This window comes from Sarcina ventriculi, from assembly GCF_900456775.1.
Classification (GTDB): domain Bacteria; phylum Bacillota; class Clostridia; order Clostridiales; family Clostridiaceae; genus Sarcina; species Sarcina ventriculi.
On sequence record NZ_UAUL01000010.1, the window covers coordinates 94555 to 111915 of the forward strand.

A 17361-nucleotide genomic window follows, 5' to 3' on the forward strand; every position below is an offset into this window, starting at 1 on the left:
AGGTAAGATTTATGGCATCAGGAAGACAAGGAAAAGAATTAGAGGGATTAAGCCTTTTAGGAAATCAAGGAACTAAGTATGATTATGCATATAAACCAGAAATATTAGAAAGATTTGTTAATAAACATCAAGGAAATGATTATTTTGTAAAGTTTAATTGTCCAGAATTTACAAGTCTTTGTCCTATTACAGGACAACCAGATTTTGCAACTATATATATATCATATGTACCAGATACATATATGGTAGAGAGTAAATCATTAAAACTGTATTTGTTTAGCTTTAGAAATCAAGGGGATTTTCATGAAGATTGTATGAACATAATAATGAAGGATTTAATTAAACTTATGGATCCTAAATATATTGAAGTTTGGGGAAAATTCACTCCAAGAGGAGGAATATCAATAGATCCTTATTGTAATTACGGAAAAAAAGGAACTAAGTGGGAAGAGGTTGCATTTAACAGACTAGTTAATCATGACTTATATCCAGAAAAAGTTGATAATAGATAAAATAGGTGTAAAAATTATAAAGAAAATCTAGTTTCAAAACATAGAAAACATATTTTTGTTTTCTATGTTTTTATTTTTAAGAAAAAATATCTTTTAAAAGATTTATAAGAAGTTTATTATCATTATGCTTTAAAACACATACTCTAAAGAAATAGTTATTTAAGCTATTAAAAGAAGAACAGTCTCTAATAATTACGTTGCTTTTTATAAGAGTTTCATATAAAGAAGAACTTGTTAGTTTTTTAGATGTAATTTCACATAAAATAAAATTACTGGAGCTTGGATAAACTTTTAAATCATCTATAGAGTTAAGTTCTTTCATGAGATATGAATGTTCATCTTGAATTTTTTCTAATGAAGAATATATATATTCTAAATCATTAAACATTACTTCACCCATTAAACTTGCAAAAATATTTATATTCCATAAATCTAAATTATCATTCATTTTTTTTAAGACTTCTTTATCTGAAGTTAAAGCATAGCCAAGCCTTATACCAGGGGCTGAAAAAAATTTAGATGTACTTCTTATAATAAATAAATTAGAAAATCTATCAATTAAAGGAGTGGATGAAAATACATTAGTATCTATAAATTCTACATAAGTTTCATCAAGCATAATATAGGTACTACAATATTTTAAAATTTCTTTAATTTCTTCTTGAGTAAAAGCAAATCCAGTAGGATTATTAGGATTACATATAACAACCAAATCATAAAGATCATCATTTATAGTGTGTATTAAATCCTCTACATCAATTTTAAAATCATCTTCTTTTTTAGCAAAATAGTAACTAATGTTGCAAGATGATTTTTTTAATTCCCTTTCGTATTCTGAATAGGTTGGAGATATAATAAGCGCATTTTTAGGCTTTATTATCTTTATAAATGTTGATATAAGTTCTGTTGAGCCAGACCCTAAAAGTATATGTTCAGTTTTGCATCTACAATAATTAGAAATTGATGTTTTAAGTGATAAATAGTTTACATCAGGATAAATTGATACTTTATCTATATTTGAAATAACCGCTTCCTTAGCATTAGGACAAGCTCCAAAAGGGTTTATATTAGAACTAAAATCTAAAAATTCATCTTCGTTAACATTAAGTTTATTAGATAAATCAAATAAATTTGCACCATGATTTATAACCATAAAAAAAGAACCTCCTAAATTTATAATATATATTACAATGTAATTATATACATAATAATACATAAAGTAAATTTAATTAATATATAATTTTATATAAGTAAATTTACTTAACCTATATTATAAATTCAATAAAAGGTTCATTAATAATATATATGTAATTTTATAAATATAAAGTTAGCGATAACAAATAATAAAAATTAGTTTATTGAACTTAAAGATAAGTTACTTTTTTGGAATACAGGTGATAAAACTTTTTGAGCATCTAAGTAACCTTGTCTAAATAGCTTAAGTTTAGCTTTTTCTTTAAAGTTAAGAACCCCACCTATAGTACCCTCATTAATTTCTTTTGGAATAATTTCTATTATTTTACTATTAGGATAAAGACTTTTGTCAATTGATATACCTTTATTTAAGTATACAACAATAATATAATCACACCCTTCCTTATAGGCAGGTTCAATTGGAGTGTTATCAACTAATCCACCATCTACATACTTTTTACCGTTAAATTCTGTGCTTTTAAAAATTGTAGGTAAAGTAGCTGAAGCCATTATTATTTTTGTTATTTCTTCTGGAGTATAGTCGTTAAGTTTAAAATATGTAGCTTTACATTCAGGCATTTCCGTACATGTTGCATAACATTTTATTTTTGAATTAATTATTTTTTCATAATCTAAGTATTTGTTTAAAACGGCCAATAATCCTTCAGTAGGGGCTTTGCCAGAGTCCCAGTATTTGTTTAAAAACCAGTCGCCTATTTTATCAAATTTAGACACTATTTTTGCACCAATTGAAAGTTGTATGCTCATAGAAAGTATTTTAAATTTTGATATAGGCATAACTATATCTGCAGATAAATCATTCCATAAGGCTGTTGATTTTGAAGGTTCATTTTGAGCAAAAAGGAGAGAGTTAAATGCTCCGATAGATGTTCCTGAAAAAACATGAACATGTTTGCTTAAACCCAACTCTCTCATATATCTCCACACTCCAACTTCATAAGCTCCGTTAGCTCCTCCGCCAGAAAGAACAAGTCCTATTTTCATAATATCTTCCTTTCTATAGTATAAATTAAGTAATATATTTTATATTTATTATAATACATTATTCGACAAAAAAACAATATTATATTTTTAATTTTGTTATTTATATGACAAAATATAATAAAAGTCTATATGGTGTTAAGAAATAAAGAGATAAAAAGGAAATTTGTATTATTAAATACTTTTAAATTATACATAGAAATATTATTTGATATTATGTAAAGTTTATAAATGTTAATTCTTAGGCATATTTAAAATGTAGTTATTTTAGTTTTATTATTATTTTATTATTATATGAAAATTTATTATTTAATAAATAAATTTCTTAAAGATAGATATACTAAGCTTAATTATATATGTTATAGTTAAGTGTAAAATAGAAAAACATATAGAAATATTCATAAAAGTTATAAATAGAGCATCAAACTTATAAATAAAAAACATATGATTATAAATATTTATATTTAAAATATAAAAAACTATATTTAACAAAAACAAACATATAAAGATAGTTTTTATGCCTTTAACGCTAGATTTTAAATCAGCTATACTTAATGCTGTATGAGAGGAAATACTTATAGCTAGTAATAAAAATATCCAAAAGGTAATATTTTTAAAGTTTTGTAATGTAAATAAGCTTTTAAAAAGTGAAAAAGATAAAAATAGTTGATTTTGAAAAAAACGCAAGCTAAAGACATTATCATAAGATAAAATAACATTTAGTTGAGTTTGCACATTGTTAAAAGTATTAGGTAAAAATATTATAATGCATAGAACTAGTCCTAATATACCTCCTAAAATAGGAGCAAAACCAACAAAAAATAATCCTATTTTATGTAAAATATTTTTAGGATTATATGAATAATTAACATAACCTAAAACTCCATCCTTAGCTCCTTGCACTGGTCTAAAAAATTTAACATCTTTTATCTTAAATCCAAATAATTTAGCCATTAATAAATGACTTGTCTCATGTAAGCATACGCCTAAACCTGTGATTAAAATACCTATATACCCAATTGAAGAATAGATGTTTTTCATAGATAATTTTTCAAGGTAGCCAATTATAAGTCCTTGAATAATTAAAAAACCTATGATTAAAAAAAATAAAATAAGGGTATTTAATGAGATATTGAAAATAATATTTAAAATTTCAATGAATAAGTTCATTAATTTTACTTCCTTTATATTTATATATAATTTAATATAATAATATAACAATAATGTTATGTAAATAAAAAAATGAAATAAAATTAATAATAATTTTATTAATAAATTATAGTTTGCATATTTAATAAACTTTATTATATAATAAAGAAGTTTTAGGAGGTGTTTTTCTTGTCTTTTGTAAAACTAGATAATAAAAATATAGATAACAATGAGAGAAGTTGTGTAATAGTATATAACTTTAATGATAAAGATAGAAAAATTATCAAAAATTATGGGAATATTTTTGGTGTACGGGATCAGATAAATATTTCATGGAAAAATGGAGAAACAGTAATTAGTGATTTAATAGATAATAAGTTAGATGAAAATTGTGAGGTTTCAAATAAAAAAAGAGCAATTATATTTAATAATGTGCCTAATGTTAAAGTAAATCTTTTTATAGATAGTTTAAAGAAGAGTAGAATGAATGATGTACTTTTCGCTATTGTAACTGAAACATCTAAAAATTGGACTGTTAATGTTTTGATTGAAAATTTAGTTCTCGAAAGAATTTCTATGAAAAAAGGAAAAGAGTTAAAACACTAAATTTAAAAAGTTTTTAGGGTAATTTACTCTAAAAACTTTTTTATTTTAGTAATTAAATGTTATTATAAATCAATATATAATTGATAAAAAGATAAAGGAAAGTGAGTATTGTTATGATTAAAATAGTAGTTGATAGCACTTGTGATTTAGATGATAGTTTTATTAAAAAATATAATATAGAAGTTTTACCGCTTAGGATATCGGCAAATAACGAGGAATTTTTAGATAAGGTAAATGTTAGCGTAGATTACATATATGAAAAAATGAGAGAAGGGATTGTTCCTAAAACATCCCAAGTAAATCCAATGGATGCTTATAGCGTCTTTGAAAAATTGTGCAATAATAATGATAATTTTATTTATTTATCATTCTCATCTCGCCTTTCTGGAACTTATAATGTGTGCAAAAATATTTTAGATGAGTTTAAAGAAAAGCATAAAGATTTAAAGATTGAAATAATAGATTGTAAAACTGGTGCAGCTGCAATAGGGCTTATGGCAATGCAAGCTGCAAAAATGATTGAAGAGGGTTATAGTTTTGATAATATCATAGAAAGTATAAATGATATGGTTGAGAAAACGTGCTATATATTTAGCATAAGCGATTTAAAATGGCTTATAAAAGGAGGAAGGATAAGTAAGTTTAAAGGAACTATAGGTGGAATTTTAGATATTAAACCAATTTTACATGTTAATGAGGGGTACATGGAAGTTATAAAAATGGTAAGAGGACGAAAAAAGACATTAAGAACTGTTGTAGATTTAGTATGTGCTGAATCTAAAGGGTTTAGAGGGCAGATAATTGGAATAAGTCATGCGGACGATATAGAAACAGCTGAAGAAATAATGAAAATGATAGATGAAAAAATAGGAAAACAGCAATATATGGTAAGTAAAATAGGGAGTGTACTTGGAACGCATTTAGGTATAGGAGGAGTTGGAATTACATTTTTTAAAGAAAGAATTAAGAATTATATAGAATAAAATTTAAGGGGCTAAAATTTTTTAGCTCCTTAAATTAATGGAGAAATATATGGCTTAAACTCATAACAATAATTCCTAAAAGAATTGAAAATAAATAAATATTTTGAAATCCTAAATTAATAGCATTTGGTATAAGTTCATTAAAAGCTATATAAATCATAACACCACAAACAATCGCAAAGACTATTCCAAGGAGTAATTCGTTTATAAATGGTTGTAAAAATAGGAATGTAATTATGGCTCCTAAAGGTTCTGCTAATGCTGATAGGAATGTATATTTAAAAGCTTTTAACTTACTGTTGGTGGATGAATATATAGGAATAGCAATTGATATACCTTCGGGAATATTATGAAGCATTATGGCTAAAGTTATATATAAACCTAAAGAAGGATCTTCATAGCTAGAAATGAATGTCGCCATACCTTCAGGAAAATTATGTATCATAATAGCTAAGCAAGAAAATAAGCCGAGTTTATAAAGTTTATTATCTTTTTTTTTATTTTTATCATATAAAGTATTGTTTTCTGGAATTAATTTATCTATAAAAAATGTTATAAAAAAACCTAATGATATAAATATTAAGGTATAGACAGTTGAAAAAGTCATATTATAGTGCTTTGAAAGAGAAGTTAAGGCATTTGGAAGAAGATCAGTAAAAGAAACTGTAATCATCACGCTAGATGAAAATCCTAAAGCAAATGTAATTATTTTTTTATTATCGGATTTAGAAAAAAAGACAATAAAGGCACCTAAAATTGTAGAAAAACCAGCTATGGAGCATAGAATAAAAGCTATCAAAGTATTAACATTCATAAAATTAACCTCATTTAATATTTTTATTAAATATATATTAATGTATATTCTAGAGTATGAATATTAAAAGAAATTATGTAAAAAAATAAAAACCACATACTATTGTGGTTTTACTTTATAATACAAGTTTCTTTTTTGAATGAATTAAAATCCAATTATTAATATCTTCTAGAGAATGCAATATTTCATTGAGATGATAATTGTAAACAGAAGATAATTCTAAATTATTAGAAGGTGCATCTTCTAATGCCTTAAAGTTATTTGTAATTTCAGGTCCAAAAATTGAATTTAAATAATGTAAATTTTCTTTAGAAATAGTAAAATTACCTTTAAGTTTCTCTAAGCAATAAAGGTGTATTTTTATTTCCTTAAATTCCATGATTATTTTTTCAAATTCGAAATACTCCCCAATATTTTTATCACTATAAAATTCTGCATCATGTTTATTAATAATTGAAATTAAGCTAGATAGTTTGTTTTCATAATCATCTAAATCTATATTTTTAGATAAAAGACTATTTCTAACTAAGTGAAAACTTAAATCTCTAAGGCGTTCTATATTAGATAAAATATCATTTAAAAGATTAGGCTTATAGATTGTGTAGTTTATTAAAACTCCTATAACGACACCCAGAGTTGTATCTAATGTTCTATGAAAAGAGTAACTAAATGGATTTTGCGTACTTATGGTGTAAGCAATAGAAGAATAGGTAATAGCACACACTAATATTGATGATTGTAATTTTAATATATTACACACATATATAGCAAGAACCAATCCAATAGAAGCTATTAAAATATTGTGGTCAAATATATAAACCATCAGAAATCCAAAGATACCTCCAAGTATAGTACCTTTTATTCTATTAAAACCAGCGTCATAAGAATCTTTTATAGTATTTTGCATAGAAACTACACAAGCGCCTATTGCAAAAAAGGAATTATTTATAATTCCTGTATAACCTATTAGTGCGCATATAAAAGCCGCAATGCCAGTTTTTATTGTTCTCATTCCTATTTTAGGTAAATTCAACAGTTTTAACCTCCTAAATATAATAACTTAATATATTATAATTTTACATGAAAGTTATTATCTAAGCAAAAGGAAAAAGAATATTTTAATTTGCATTTTAAATATGTTGATAGAAACTAAGTAACTCTGTATAATAATTATGAAATACAAGATACGGAGTGGATAAAGTTATGAGACTTAGAAAAAAACCATGGGCAAGACCAGAACTTGAGGCATGTAATTTTTTTGTTCAAAACCCAAAAGAATATAAAGGAAAATGGAGTAGTTCATTTAAAAATGAAGGAATAATGTATTTAGAACTTGGATGTGGAAAGGGAAATTTTGTATCGGTTCATGGTGCTAGAAATAAAGATAAAAATTATATAGCGATAGATATAAAAGATGAAGTTTTAGTCTTGGCTAAAAGAAATATAGAAAGAGTTTATAAGGAAAATAATGAAATTTTAGATAATGTTAAACTTATGGCGCAAGAAATAGGCCTTATAAATGATATTTTAGGAGAAGAAGATAAAATAGATAGAATATATATAAATTTTTGTAATCCTTGGCCTAAGGAAAAGCATAAAAAGAGAAGGTTAACTCATACAAGACAACTTGAAAATTATAAGAAATTTCTAGTTAATAATGGTGAGATATGGTTTAAAACTGATGATGATAATCTTTTTGAAGAGTCTTTAGAATATTTTAAAGAAAGTGGATTTGATGTAATTTATAAAACATATGATTTACATAACAGTGAATATGACAAAGATAATATAAGAACTGAGCATGAAAATATGTTTACAGAAAAGGGAATAAAAATAAAATTTTTAATAGCTAAAAGAAAATAAAAATAAAGCTGTACCAAAAATATAATTAGATTTTGGTACAGCTTTATTTTTTAAGCTCTTTTGGCGAAAAAGTAGCTAGCTATAACAACTATTATAACTGATAGGATTATAGATATAAGTACAACAGTGTATGTAATACTACCACTTAAAAATAAAGAACTAATACATATAAGCAATCCAGTTAAAATGAATAAAATTCTACCTAATTTATGAGTTTTCTTCCAAGAAGTTTCTGAACTTAAAGTCCAAGGAGTTTTTATACCATAAAAGAAGTTACTTTTAGATTTTGGCATGTAGTTTCCTATAACTATAATAAGTATTCCCAGTGCAAATGGAATAATTGTATTTACAGGAACATTAAATCCAAGGGAAACTAAAATAATTATTATTTGTAAAACAAAGAAAAATGTTAGTATAAGGCATAAAATTAAACCATAGCTTCTTGCAAATTTAGCATAGTGTGATTTTCTAGGGTCTATCTTGGGAAGATATAACATTCCAATCCAAATAAGTGCCATGATTAAAGGAAGAAAGAATGCTCCTATAGGTTTATTCATATAATTAGTGACAGTTCCTGTTGACATACTAAATTGGCAGGGGATAGCATAGGGAAGTTTACTATACAAAATTATAGGAATTAAAAATGCTATAACAGTTAAAATTAAATTATAAATATTACTTTTCTTTTTCATTATCAAAATCCTCTTTCTTATTTAGATGTTTTTCGAATTAACTAAATTGTAATTACAGTATACTACTTTTTCAATGGGTTATTAAAATAATTTTTAAATTGAATATTTATAGAAAATATAGTAAAATTAATATAAAATGTAATAAAATAGGATAAATTAAGTTAAAAGGGGAATGTAGTGAAAGTAGTTTGTTGTAAAGATGTTAAAAAAAATTTTAAAGTAGGAAACGAGAAAGTAGAGATTTTAAAGGGAATAACTTTAGACATAAAAGAAGGTGAGTTTGTTGCAATAATTGGAGAATCAGGTTCTGGAAAATCTACTTTTTTAAATATCTTAGGGGGACTTATGCCGTGTGAATGCGGAGAGATAACAATTAATGAAAATAGAATAGACAAGCTAAACGAAAACAAGCTAGCTCTTTTTAGAAGGCATAATGTAGGATTTATATTTCAAGCATATAATCTTATGCCACAATTGAGTGCTATTGAAAATGTGGAAATGCCTCTAATATTTTCGGGAGTTTCTAAAAATAAGAGAAGAAAAAGGGCATTAGATATGTTAAAAAAAGTAGGGCTTGAAGATAGGGTAAATCATAAGCCGAGTGAATTGTCTGGTGGACAGCAACAAAGAGTATCAATTGCAAGAGCTTTAATGAATAATCCAAAGGTTATTTTAGCCGATGAACCAACCGGTAATTTAGATAGTAAAACAAGCGTCGAAATATTAGAACTTTTAAAAGAATTAAACGAAAAATATAAAACCACTTTTGTAGTTGTTACTCATTCAAAAGTAGTTTATAAATACGCAACTAGAATTATAAAGATGAAAGATGGATTATTAGTAAGTAATGGGGAGGAAATTTTATTATGAAGAAAAAAGGATTAGTAATATTAGTTACAGCTTTAGCACTTAGTAGTGTAAGTTTAGTAGGGAGAGAAAATTTAGTTTTAGCTACAAATATAAATGCCGATGTTTTAGATAACTTAGATAGAAATGAAAAAGGTAATGTTGGAGAGACTGAAAGTAAAAATAATATAGACACCCAAGTTAATAATATTCAACCTAAAAAAATATTAATAGAAAGTGTTAAGATTGATAAGGATAAGATAGAGCCAGGCGATGAATTTATACTGACGTATACACTAGTTAATAATACAAATGCTAAACTTCATAATACATCTTTAAAAATAGTAAGTATTGAGGGAAAGGGAACATTAGAAGGATTTGTTCCAATGGGAACTACAAATGAAATTTATTTAGGAACTATAAATGCGGGAAGTAAAAGAGAGGTATCAATAAGACTTTATAGTGATAAGAGTTTGAAGGCGGGGGCTTATAATTTTATAACTAGTGTAACATATAATGAAGATAGTAAAGAGCAAGAAGAGATAACTAAATTATCTGGAATAGTGTTAAAATCTAAGGCACAATTAGAACTTTCAGATGTTGATGTTTATGAAAACGGAGATGGATACAAACTTACAGGGAGTTTAACAAATGCTGGTGATACAAAAATCAAAAATGTAGATGTTAGAGTTAATCTAAATGGTAATGTTTATTCCTATCAAGCATCAAATATAAAAACGGAAGAAGAGGAAATGTTTGAAATAGACCTTCCAAATGTTTTAGAAGATACTGTAGCTTCAATATCTGTAAATTATGAGGATGATTCTAAAAACACATATGTAGCAGAAAGCAATTGTACAGTAAAGGCATTAGCAACAGAGAGTGTATCAGATGCAATAGAGAATGATACTAAAGAGAGTAGAGGGTTTTGGGGATTTATAAAAAATCTTTTTGGTTTTGGAGCATAGCAAATGAGATTTAAAGATTTAATAGGAATAATATGGAGAAATATGTGGAAGAGAAAAGCAAGAACTATATTCACAATGAGTGGAGTTATAATTGGATGTCTTGCAGTATTTATTATAGTATCTATAACAAATGGCTTTGAAAAATATTTAAATGAAAGCATGAATGGTCTTATGGATACATCTGTTATAACGGTACAACCTTTTTGGGCAGAAACAAATGAAGATAAAAATACAAAAACTATATTGGATGATAAATGTGTAGAGGAAATTAAAAAATTAGATTTTGTAGAAAATGTAACACCTAAAAGAACGACTTCAGCAGAGTTTAATATAGCAAATGTAACGAATTATTCAAGTATTATATCTAAAGATAGTTATGATGATATAGAAGCAGACTTAGTTGCAGGTAGAGTCCCAAGAAAAGATAGCAAAGAAATAGTTTTAGGAGTGGAAGTTGCCAATTCATTTTTAGGATATGACTGGGGAGAAAAGGTAGAGGATTTATCAGAATACAATGAATTAATTGGTAAAAAGGTTAAAATTGGGGGAAATAGTTATGTAGATGAAAATGGACAAGAAACTACATCTAAAGTTATATCAGGGAAAGTTGTTGGCATTGTTAATGGTTCAGGAGAGTATAAATATTCTAGTTTAGTAACTGGAAGGTTGTATGATAATATAGTTCAATCTCAAATTTATTATGGAAAAGATGAAATTAATAGGCTTCTTAAAGAATATAATGAAATAGCAGTTAAGGTTTATAACAAAAATAATTTAGAAGAATATGAGAATGTTTTGAAAGAAATGGGATATCAAACTTACTCTTTTAGAGAATTTGAAGAGGATACTAAAAAAATACTTATGGGAGTAAATATTATATTAGGTTCTTTAGCTGGAGTATCACTTTTAGTTGCAGCACTTGGAATAACTAATACAATGGATATGGCAATTTATGAAAGAAACAAAGAGATAGGTGTCATAAAGGTTATAGGTGGTGATCTTAATGATGTTAGAAAAATATTTGTTGGAGAAGCTTGTGCAATATCAGGTATAGGTGGGATTATATCAATTATTTTAGGGTTGTTAATAAGTGGTGTAATAAATTTGGTTGCGGAAAATATTACGCAGACACTAATTGACCAACCAATAAAATCTATTGCGATACCAAGTATATCACTTGTTTTAGGTATTTTAGTATTCTGTCTAATTATAGGATTTATATCAGGCATACTTCCAGCTAATAAAGCAGCTAAAACAGATGTTATAACAGCTATAAGATAACTGAATAGATATTATGATTGTAAAAAATAATGTTATATATTTTTTTACTTTATAAGATAATAATATGAAAATCAAAATAAATTGAGGTAAAAAATGATATGGTTAAATGGATTTGAATTTATGTATATACTTGTGTTTTTAATTATTGTTGTGTCGATTATATCCCAAATTATTAGAGGAGTTGGTCAGTGGAATAAAAATAATTAATCTCCACGATTAACTGTTGATGCAACTATTATAACAAAACGAATAAATGTAACACATAATAATAATGTTAATGAGTTTGGGTACACAAGAACATCTACTTATTATGTGACGTTTGAAGTTCAAAGTGGTGATAGAATAGAGTTTTGTGTTTGCGAAAAAGAGTATGGTATGTTGAAAGAAGGAGATTATGGAAAACTTTCTTTTCAGGGTAGTCGTTATCTTGGTTTTAAAAGACAATAATTTATATAAATTTTCATAAATGTTTTGAATAGTATATTTATTAGAGAAATTATGGGAGAAAAAATTATGTATAAAAAAGGAGATTTTCATATACATTCAACAGCATCTGATGGAAATTTATGCCCTTTAGAAATAATAAAATTAGCAAAGAAAAAGGGGTTAGATATAATATCTATTACAGATCATAATACTATGGGTTCGGTTTATGAGGCTATGAAGATTGGAAAAAAACTAGGTGTATGTGTAATTCCAGGAGTGGAAATATCATCTATGTATAATGGGGAACATATTCATATTCTATGTTATTTTAGGGATGATATAGTTAATAATAGGTTATTTTATGAGATCCTAAATCTTATTAAAAAAAAAGAAATAAAAGATATAAGAAAGTTTTTAAATTCTAATATAGATAGAAAGAAAGATAAATTTTTAACTCCTATGGAGGTTATAACGCTAATAAGTAGATTTGATGGGATTTGCGTGCTTGCGCATCCTGTTAGGATTAAAAGAAAAATTTTTGATATTATAAAGGATTTTGATTTCAAAGGAATAGAAGCTAAGTATATAGAAAATAAAAAAAGTGATGAGGAATTTTTTTTAAAGTTTGCAAAAGAAAAAGGCATTATATATACAGCTGGTTCAGATTTTCATACATTTAGAAAAAAATACAATTCCTTAGGTGAAATAACATTAAATAGCGATGAAATAAAGAGTTTTTTAAATGTTTTATACGCATGAAATAAAAATATTGAAATATTAAATTAAAAACGCAAATTTATTTGCGTTTTTTTGCTGTTTAAGGTTAAAATAATAAAAGTATTATATTTATAAATTGGTAAAATATTTTTCTTAAAAAATGAGTCTATATTATTGACAAAGTTTCAAAGAAAGATATAATTAAAATATAAACACCCCCATGGGGTGGGGAGGTATAAAAATGAATGAAGAAAAAAAGAAAGCATTACAATCTTTAAAGACTGCAAGGGGTCAAATAGAAGGAATAATAAAGATGATAGAAGATGAAAGGTATTGTATTGATATATCAAATCAAATAACAGCATCACAATCTTTATTAAAAAGAGCTAATCTTCTTATTTTAAAACAGCATATACATCATTGTGTAAAAGAAGCTTGTAATGAAAATAAAGCAGATGAAAAAATGGAGGAAATAATTCAAGTGTTGGAAAAAATAATGTCTAAATAAAACAACATGGATTGTTTCTTAAAAGTATAATATTAAACAAAAGAAGGTGCAATTAATGGAGAGTAAATCATTTAAAATTGATGGGATGACTTGCGCTGCATGCGCAAATAGAGTTGAAAGGTTTACTAAAAAAGTAGATGGAGTGGAGAGTGCTACTGTCAATTTTGCCACAGAAACATTAACTGTAGAGTATGATAAAGAAAAAGTAAATTCAGATATTATTGAACAAACTGTTGATAAAGCTGGATATAAGGTTAGAAAAAATATTCAAAGTTATAATTTAAAGGTTGAAGGAATGACATGTGCTGCATGTTCTAGTAGAGTTGAGAGAGTTACAAGAAAGTTACCAGGAGTTATAGAATCTACTGTAAATCTTGCAACAGAAAGGCTTGCAATAACAATTAATGCAGATGAAGTAACTTATGGACAAATAAAAGCTGCAGTAGAAAAGTCAGGTTATAAGCTTGTTAAAGAAGAGGAGAAAAAGGAACAAACAAAACCTGTAGATAAAACTAAGGTTATGTTTTATAGGTTTATATGGTCTTGTGTATTTACAGTGCCACTTTTTATAATAGCAATGGGACACGATTTTGGAATGCCACTTCCAAGTATAATAAGTCCGTCATTAAATCCTTTAAATTTTGCTATATTAGAATTAGTGTTAACAGTACCGGTTATGATAATAGGTTCTAAGTTTTATAAGGTTGGGCTTAAAAATTTATTTCACTTAAGTCCTAATATGGATTCTTTGATATCAGTTAGTACATTAGCAGCATTTATATATGGATTGTTTTGTATTGGAGAAATAATAGCTGGAAATGTTTCTTTTGTTGAACATCTTTATTTTGATTCAGCAGCTACAATATTAACACTTATAACTTTAGGTAAATATTTAGAAACTATTTCAAAAGGAAAAACATCACAAGCGATAAATAAACTTATGGGTTTAGCACCAAAGACAGCTACAGTAATTAGAAATAATACTGAGATAGTAATACCAATAGATGAAGTTATAGTAAATGATATAATAGTTGTAAAACCAGGTGAAAAATTACCAGTTGATGGTGAGGTTATAGAGGGAATGACATCAACAGATGAATCTATGCTTACAGGAGAAAGTATTCCAGTTGAAAAAACAGTTGGTAGCATGGTAATAGGAGCTAGTATAAATAAAACAGGACTTATAAAATATAGAGCAACAAAGGTTGGAAAAGATACTGCGCTATCTCAAATAGTAAAACTTGTGGAGGATGCTCAAGGATCTAAAGCACCTATTGCAAGGCTTGCTGACGTTGTATCTGGTTATTTTGTGCCAGTTGTAATGTGTTTAGCACTTTTTGCAGGAATAGCATGGTATATATCAGGACAAGATTTAGTATTTGCGCTTACTATATTTATAGCAGTACTTGTAATTGCATGTCCATGTGCTCTAGGTTTAGCAACTCCAACAGCTATAATGGTAGGTACTGGAAAAGGTGCAGAAAATGGAGTTTTAATAAAAGGTGGAGAGGCATTAGAAAATACATATAAAGTAGACACAGTGGTATTTGATAAAACAGGTACTATAACAGAAGGAAAACCAAGAGTTACCGATATAATAACAGATTCTATGAGTGAAGATGAAATTTTAGCATTAGCTGCTAGTTGTGAAAAAGGTTCAGAGCATCCTTTAGGTGAAGCAATAGTAAATAGAGCTAAAGATAAAGGTTTAGAATTAAAACAAATAGAAAAATTTAATGCAATTCCAGGGCATGGTATTGAGGTGTTAATAGAGAATAAGACTATTTTACTTGGAAATAAAAAACTTATGGAAAGTAAAACTGTTAAGATAAATGATGCTATATTTAATAAGGCAGAAGGCTTAGCTGAAAAAGGAAAAACTCCTATGTATATGGCAATAGATGGAATGCTTCAAGGGGTTATCGCTGTTGCAGACACAGTTAAACCAAGTAGCAAGAAAGCTATAGAAACATTACACAGCATGGGAATAAATGTTGCAATGATAACAGGGGATAATAAGAAGACAGCAAAGGCCATAGCCGATGAAATAGGTATAGATATAGTTTTGGCAGAAGTTTTACCAGAAGATAAAGCTAATGAAGTTAAAAAGCTTCAAGGAGAAAATAGAAAGGTGGCTTTTGTTGGAGATGGTATAAATGACGCGCCTGCGCTTGTTCAAGCAGATATAGGAATAGCTATAGGTTCAGGAACAGATGTTGCTATAGAGTCAGCTAGTATTGTATTAATGAGAAGCGACTTAATGGATGTTATAACAGCGATTAAATTAAGTAAGGCTACAATAAATAATATAAAATTGAGCTTGTTTTGGGCATTTGCATATAATGTTGTTGGTATTCCAATAGCTATGGGGCTTTTATACATATTTGGAGGTCCACTTTTAAATCCAATGATTGGTGCAGCAGCTATGAGTTGTAGTTCAGTATCAGTACTTTTAAATGCATTAAGACTTAAAAAATTTAAAGCTTAGTTTAAAATAAATATTTAATATAAGAAATCATAGAATTAAAAATTAAATTCTATGATTTCTTTTTTAAAACAATTATTGCATAAATATTTCAAAAAAGTTAATAATCCAAAAATATAAAAATAAAATCAAGAAACTAATCAAAAGTTAGGAATATAATATAATTAAAATAAAATTAGAAATATTTATAAAGAAATATGTGTATTAAGGGGTAATTTATATGAAAATAGGTTTAGTTTTAGCAGGTGGAGGCGGAAAAGGAGCATACGAACTTGGAGTTTGGAAGGCTTTAAAGGAATTGTCCATAGATAAATATATTGATGTTTTTTCTGGAACTTCTATAGGTGCTTTTAATGCTGCATTATTTGCACAAGATGATTTAGAAAAGGCAGTAGAACTTTGGGATAAGGTTACTATGGATTCTTTAGTGCCTATAAGCAAATTCAATTTAGTTAAAAAGGGAATTGCTCTATCAGTTGGAGCTAAAAATATGAATTTTGTAAAAAAATATATGGTTAGTTCTTTAGAAAACGGAGCTGTTTCAAAAGATGGATTAGTGCAAATAATGGATAATTACATAAATATAAACAAAATAAAAAAGAGGAAAAAAATATGTTATGCAACGTGTACTCAAATTCCTGATTTTAAAGTAAAGTATTTTAAGTTAAATGATTATAATGTAGCTGATGCTAAAGAAATAATAATGGCATCAGCCTCATTGCCATTAATATATGAAAGTGCTCAGATAGAAGGGAAAAGATATCTAGATGGAGGACTTGTTGATAATCTTCCCATACAACCTGTATATGGAGAGGGTTGTGATACAATAATAGTTGTTTTACTATCAAAAGATGTAAAAGTTGATAGAAGTCTTTATCCTAACGCTCAAATAATAGAAATATACCCTAAGGAATTAGAGGAAAATGTAATAAATGGGGTTTTAAATTTAGATATTAATGCAAAGAAAAACAGAATTAATCATGGATACAATGATGCTAAAAATCTTCTAGAACCTATTATAAATTTAGGTATCAATATTTTAGAAAGTGAAAGAAAAAAAGAGGAACTTTCAACTAAGGATAAAATATCTTTTATTTTTAAGAAGAAAAAAGAGAAAAATAATAACTGTGATGTTGAGTGATAAAATATTTAATTATAAAACATAAAAGGAATAAAATTTATATTTTTATTCCTTTTTATCATTTACGATTAAAGACGATATAAAAAAATTAAGTAGACAAATTATATAAAATGATATAACATGAATTTTGTGATATAAATAATTTTAATTTAAAATTAATGTTAATAGTTTAAA

Annotated in this window: 17 protein-coding genes and 1 pseudogene; 12 read left to right on the plus strand and 6 right to left on the minus strand. The window is 26.6% G+C overall.

What is annotated here, in order from left to right; all coding sequences use genetic code 11:
• Nucleotides 1-11: 11 nt before the first annotated feature.
• Nucleotides 12-512 (plus strand): preQ(1) synthase, encoded by a 501-nt coding sequence (queF, locus tag DR020_RS09805; protein WP_055257004.1) that lies wholly within the window; start codon nucleotides 12-14, stop codon nucleotides 510-512.
• 76 nt (nucleotides 513-588) lie between these two features.
• Here the strand turns inward: queF and DR020_RS09810 are convergent, their stop codons facing one another.
• The 3 genes from DR020_RS09810 to DR020_RS09820 form a co-directional block, all read right to left on the minus strand.
• Nucleotides 589-1665 carry a pyridoxal phosphate-dependent aminotransferase gene (locus DR020_RS09810; protein WP_055257003.1) on the minus strand — a complete coding sequence of 359 codons (1077 nt, stop codon included), beginning with the start codon at nucleotides 1663-1665 and terminating at the stop codon, nucleotides 589-591.
• Between the two features lie 197 nt (nucleotides 1666-1862).
• On the minus strand, nucleotides 1863-2711 hold the full coding sequence (locus DR020_RS09815) for a patatin-like phospholipase family protein (protein WP_055257002.1): 849 nt from the start codon (nucleotides 2709-2711) through the stop codon (nucleotides 1863-1865).
• Nucleotides 2712-3017: 306 nt separating this feature from the next.
• Nucleotides 3018-3878, minus strand: coding sequence for a hypothetical protein (locus tag DR020_RS09820; protein ID WP_055257001.1), 861 nt, complete (start codon nucleotides 3876-3878; stop codon nucleotides 3018-3020).
• 168 nt (nucleotides 3879-4046) lie between these two features.
• On the opposite strand from DR020_RS09820, the gene DR020_RS09825 reads away from it, so the two are divergent.
• A complete protein-coding gene (locus DR020_RS09825; protein WP_160110462.1) occupies nucleotides 4047-4463 on the plus strand; it encodes a DUF3783 domain-containing protein in 417 nt (138 codons plus the stop codon).
• Between the two features lie 113 nt (nucleotides 4464-4576).
• Nucleotides 4577-5446, plus strand: a complete 870-nt coding sequence (locus DR020_RS09830; protein ID WP_112365837.1) for a DegV family protein — start codon at nucleotides 4577-4579, stop codon at nucleotides 5444-5446.
• A 34-nt stretch (nucleotides 5447-5480) separates the two neighbouring features.
• Here DR020_RS09830 and zupT read toward each other — a convergent pair whose 3' ends face one another.
• Together zupT and DR020_RS09840 are read right to left on the minus strand one after the other, a co-directional pair.
• Nucleotides 5481-6260 carry a zinc transporter ZupT gene (gene zupT / locus DR020_RS09835; RefSeq protein ID WP_112365838.1) on the minus strand — a complete coding sequence of 260 codons (780 nt, stop codon included), beginning with the start codon at nucleotides 6258-6260 and terminating at the stop codon, nucleotides 5481-5483.
• A gap of 115 nt (nucleotides 6261-6375) precedes the next feature.
• Complete coding sequence (locus tag DR020_RS09840) at nucleotides 6376-7293, minus strand: FUSC family protein (protein ID WP_055256997.1); 918 nt, start codon at nucleotides 7291-7293, stop codon at nucleotides 6376-6378.
• Between the two features lie 170 nt (nucleotides 7294-7463).
• Between DR020_RS09840 and trmB the strand changes: the two genes are divergently transcribed.
• Nucleotides 7464-8123, plus strand: coding sequence for a tRNA (guanosine(46)-N7)-methyltransferase TrmB (trmB, locus tag DR020_RS09845; protein WP_055256996.1), 660 nt, complete (start codon nucleotides 7464-7466; stop codon nucleotides 8121-8123).
• Nucleotides 8124-8173: 50 nt separating this feature from the next.
• Here trmB and DR020_RS09850 read toward each other — a convergent pair whose 3' ends face one another.
• Nucleotides 8174-8815, minus strand: coding sequence for an SdpI family protein (locus tag DR020_RS09850; RefSeq protein WP_055256995.1), 642 nt, complete (start codon nucleotides 8813-8815; stop codon nucleotides 8174-8176).
• A 177-nt stretch (nucleotides 8816-8992) separates the two neighbouring features.
• Here DR020_RS09850 and DR020_RS09855 point away from each other — a divergent pair, with 177 nt between their 5' ends.
• The 8 genes and pseudogenes from DR020_RS09855 to DR020_RS09890 all read left to right on the plus strand — a co-directional run bounded on the left by DR020_RS09855 (nucleotide 8993) and on the right by DR020_RS09890 (nucleotide 17187).
• A complete protein-coding gene (locus DR020_RS09855) occupies nucleotides 8993-9685 on the plus strand; it encodes an ABC transporter ATP-binding protein (protein WP_055256994.1) in 693 nt (230 codons plus the stop codon).
• Nucleotides 9682-10629 (plus strand): COG1361 family protein, encoded by a 948-nt coding sequence (locus tag DR020_RS09860; protein WP_112365839.1) that lies wholly within the window; start codon nucleotides 9682-9684, stop codon nucleotides 10627-10629. Before DR020_RS09855 ends, DR020_RS09860 begins: the two co-directional genes overlap by 4 nt.
• A 3-nt stretch (nucleotides 10630-10632) precedes the next feature.
• On the plus strand, nucleotides 10633-11910 hold the full coding sequence (locus tag DR020_RS09865) for an ABC transporter permease (RefSeq protein ID WP_058992406.1): 1278 nt from the start codon (nucleotides 10633-10635) through the stop codon (nucleotides 11908-11910).
• Between the two features lie 219 nt (nucleotides 11911-12129).
• Nucleotides 12130-12357 (plus strand): annotated as a pseudogene (locus DR020_RS12740) (DUF2500 domain-containing protein); the annotation flags it as partial.
• 66 nt (nucleotides 12358-12423) lie between these two features.
• Nucleotides 12424-13095, plus strand: a complete 672-nt coding sequence (locus tag DR020_RS09875) for a PHP domain-containing protein (protein ID WP_160110463.1) — start codon at nucleotides 12424-12426, stop codon at nucleotides 13093-13095.
• Nucleotides 13096-13294: 199 nt separating this feature from the next.
• Nucleotides 13295-13561 carry a metal-sensing transcriptional repressor gene (locus DR020_RS09880; RefSeq protein WP_055256989.1) on the plus strand — a complete coding sequence of 89 codons (267 nt, stop codon included), beginning with the start codon at nucleotides 13295-13297 and terminating at the stop codon, nucleotides 13559-13561.
• Between the two features lie 55 nt (nucleotides 13562-13616).
• The gene (locus DR020_RS09885; protein WP_112365841.1) at nucleotides 13617-16049 is read left to right on the plus strand and encodes a heavy metal translocating P-type ATPase; all 2433 of its coding nucleotides are present in this window, start codon (nucleotides 13617-13619) and stop codon (nucleotides 16047-16049) included.
• Nucleotides 16050-16266: 217 nt separating this feature from the next.
• Nucleotides 16267-17187, plus strand: coding sequence for a patatin-like phospholipase family protein (locus tag DR020_RS09890; RefSeq protein WP_112365842.1), 921 nt, complete (start codon nucleotides 16267-16269; stop codon nucleotides 17185-17187).
• Nucleotides 17188-17361: the final 174 nt, after the last annotated feature.

What these genes read in the sequence shown, in the direction of transcription:
- DR020_RS09830 (WP_112365837.1), top strand. Translation starts at nt 4,577, where the DNA reads ATGATTAAAATAGTAGTTGATAGCACTTGTGATTTAGATGATAGTTTT.
- DR020_RS09880 (WP_055256989.1), top strand. Translation starts at nt 13,295, where the DNA reads ATGAATGAAGAAAAAAAGAAAGCATTACAATCTTTAAAGACTGCAAGG.
- DR020_RS09860 (WP_112365839.1), top strand. Translation starts at nt 9,682, where the DNA reads ATGAAGAAAAAAGGATTAGTAATATTAGTTACAGCTTTAGCACTTAGT.
- DR020_RS09890 (WP_112365842.1), top strand. Translation starts at nt 16,267, where the DNA reads ATGAAAATAGGTTTAGTTTTAGCAGGTGGAGGCGGAAAAGGAGCATAC.
- DR020_RS09815 (WP_055257002.1), bottom strand. Translation starts at nt 2,711, where the DNA reads ATGAAAATAGGACTTGTTCTTTCTGGCGGAGGAGCTAACGGAGCTTAT.
- zupT (WP_112365838.1), bottom strand. Translation starts at nt 6,260, where the DNA reads ATGAATGTTAATACTTTGATAGCTTTTATTCTATGCTCCATAGCTGGT.
- DR020_RS09885 (WP_112365841.1), top strand. Translation starts at nt 13,617, where the DNA reads ATGGAGAGTAAATCATTTAAAATTGATGGGATGACTTGCGCTGCATGC.
- queF (WP_055257004.1), top strand. Translation starts at nt 12, where the DNA reads ATGGCATCAGGAAGACAAGGAAAAGAATTAGAGGGATTAAGCCTTTTA.
- DR020_RS09850 (WP_055256995.1), bottom strand. Translation starts at nt 8,815, where the DNA reads ATGAAAAAGAAAAGTAATATTTATAATTTAATTTTAACTGTTATAGCA.
- DR020_RS09810 (WP_055257003.1), bottom strand. Translation starts at nt 1,665, where the DNA reads ATGGTTATAAATCATGGTGCAAATTTATTTGATTTATCTAATAAACTT.
- DR020_RS09865 (WP_058992406.1), top strand. Translation starts at nt 10,633, where the DNA reads ATGAGATTTAAAGATTTAATAGGAATAATATGGAGAAATATGTGGAAG.
- DR020_RS09820 (WP_055257001.1), bottom strand. Translation starts at nt 3,878, where the DNA reads ATGAACTTATTCATTGAAATTTTAAATATTATTTTCAATATCTCATTA.
- DR020_RS09875 (WP_160110463.1), top strand. Translation starts at nt 12,424, where the DNA reads ATGTATAAAAAAGGAGATTTTCATATACATTCAACAGCATCTGATGGA.
- trmB (WP_055256996.1), top strand. Translation starts at nt 7,464, where the DNA reads ATGAGACTTAGAAAAAAACCATGGGCAAGACCAGAACTTGAGGCATGT.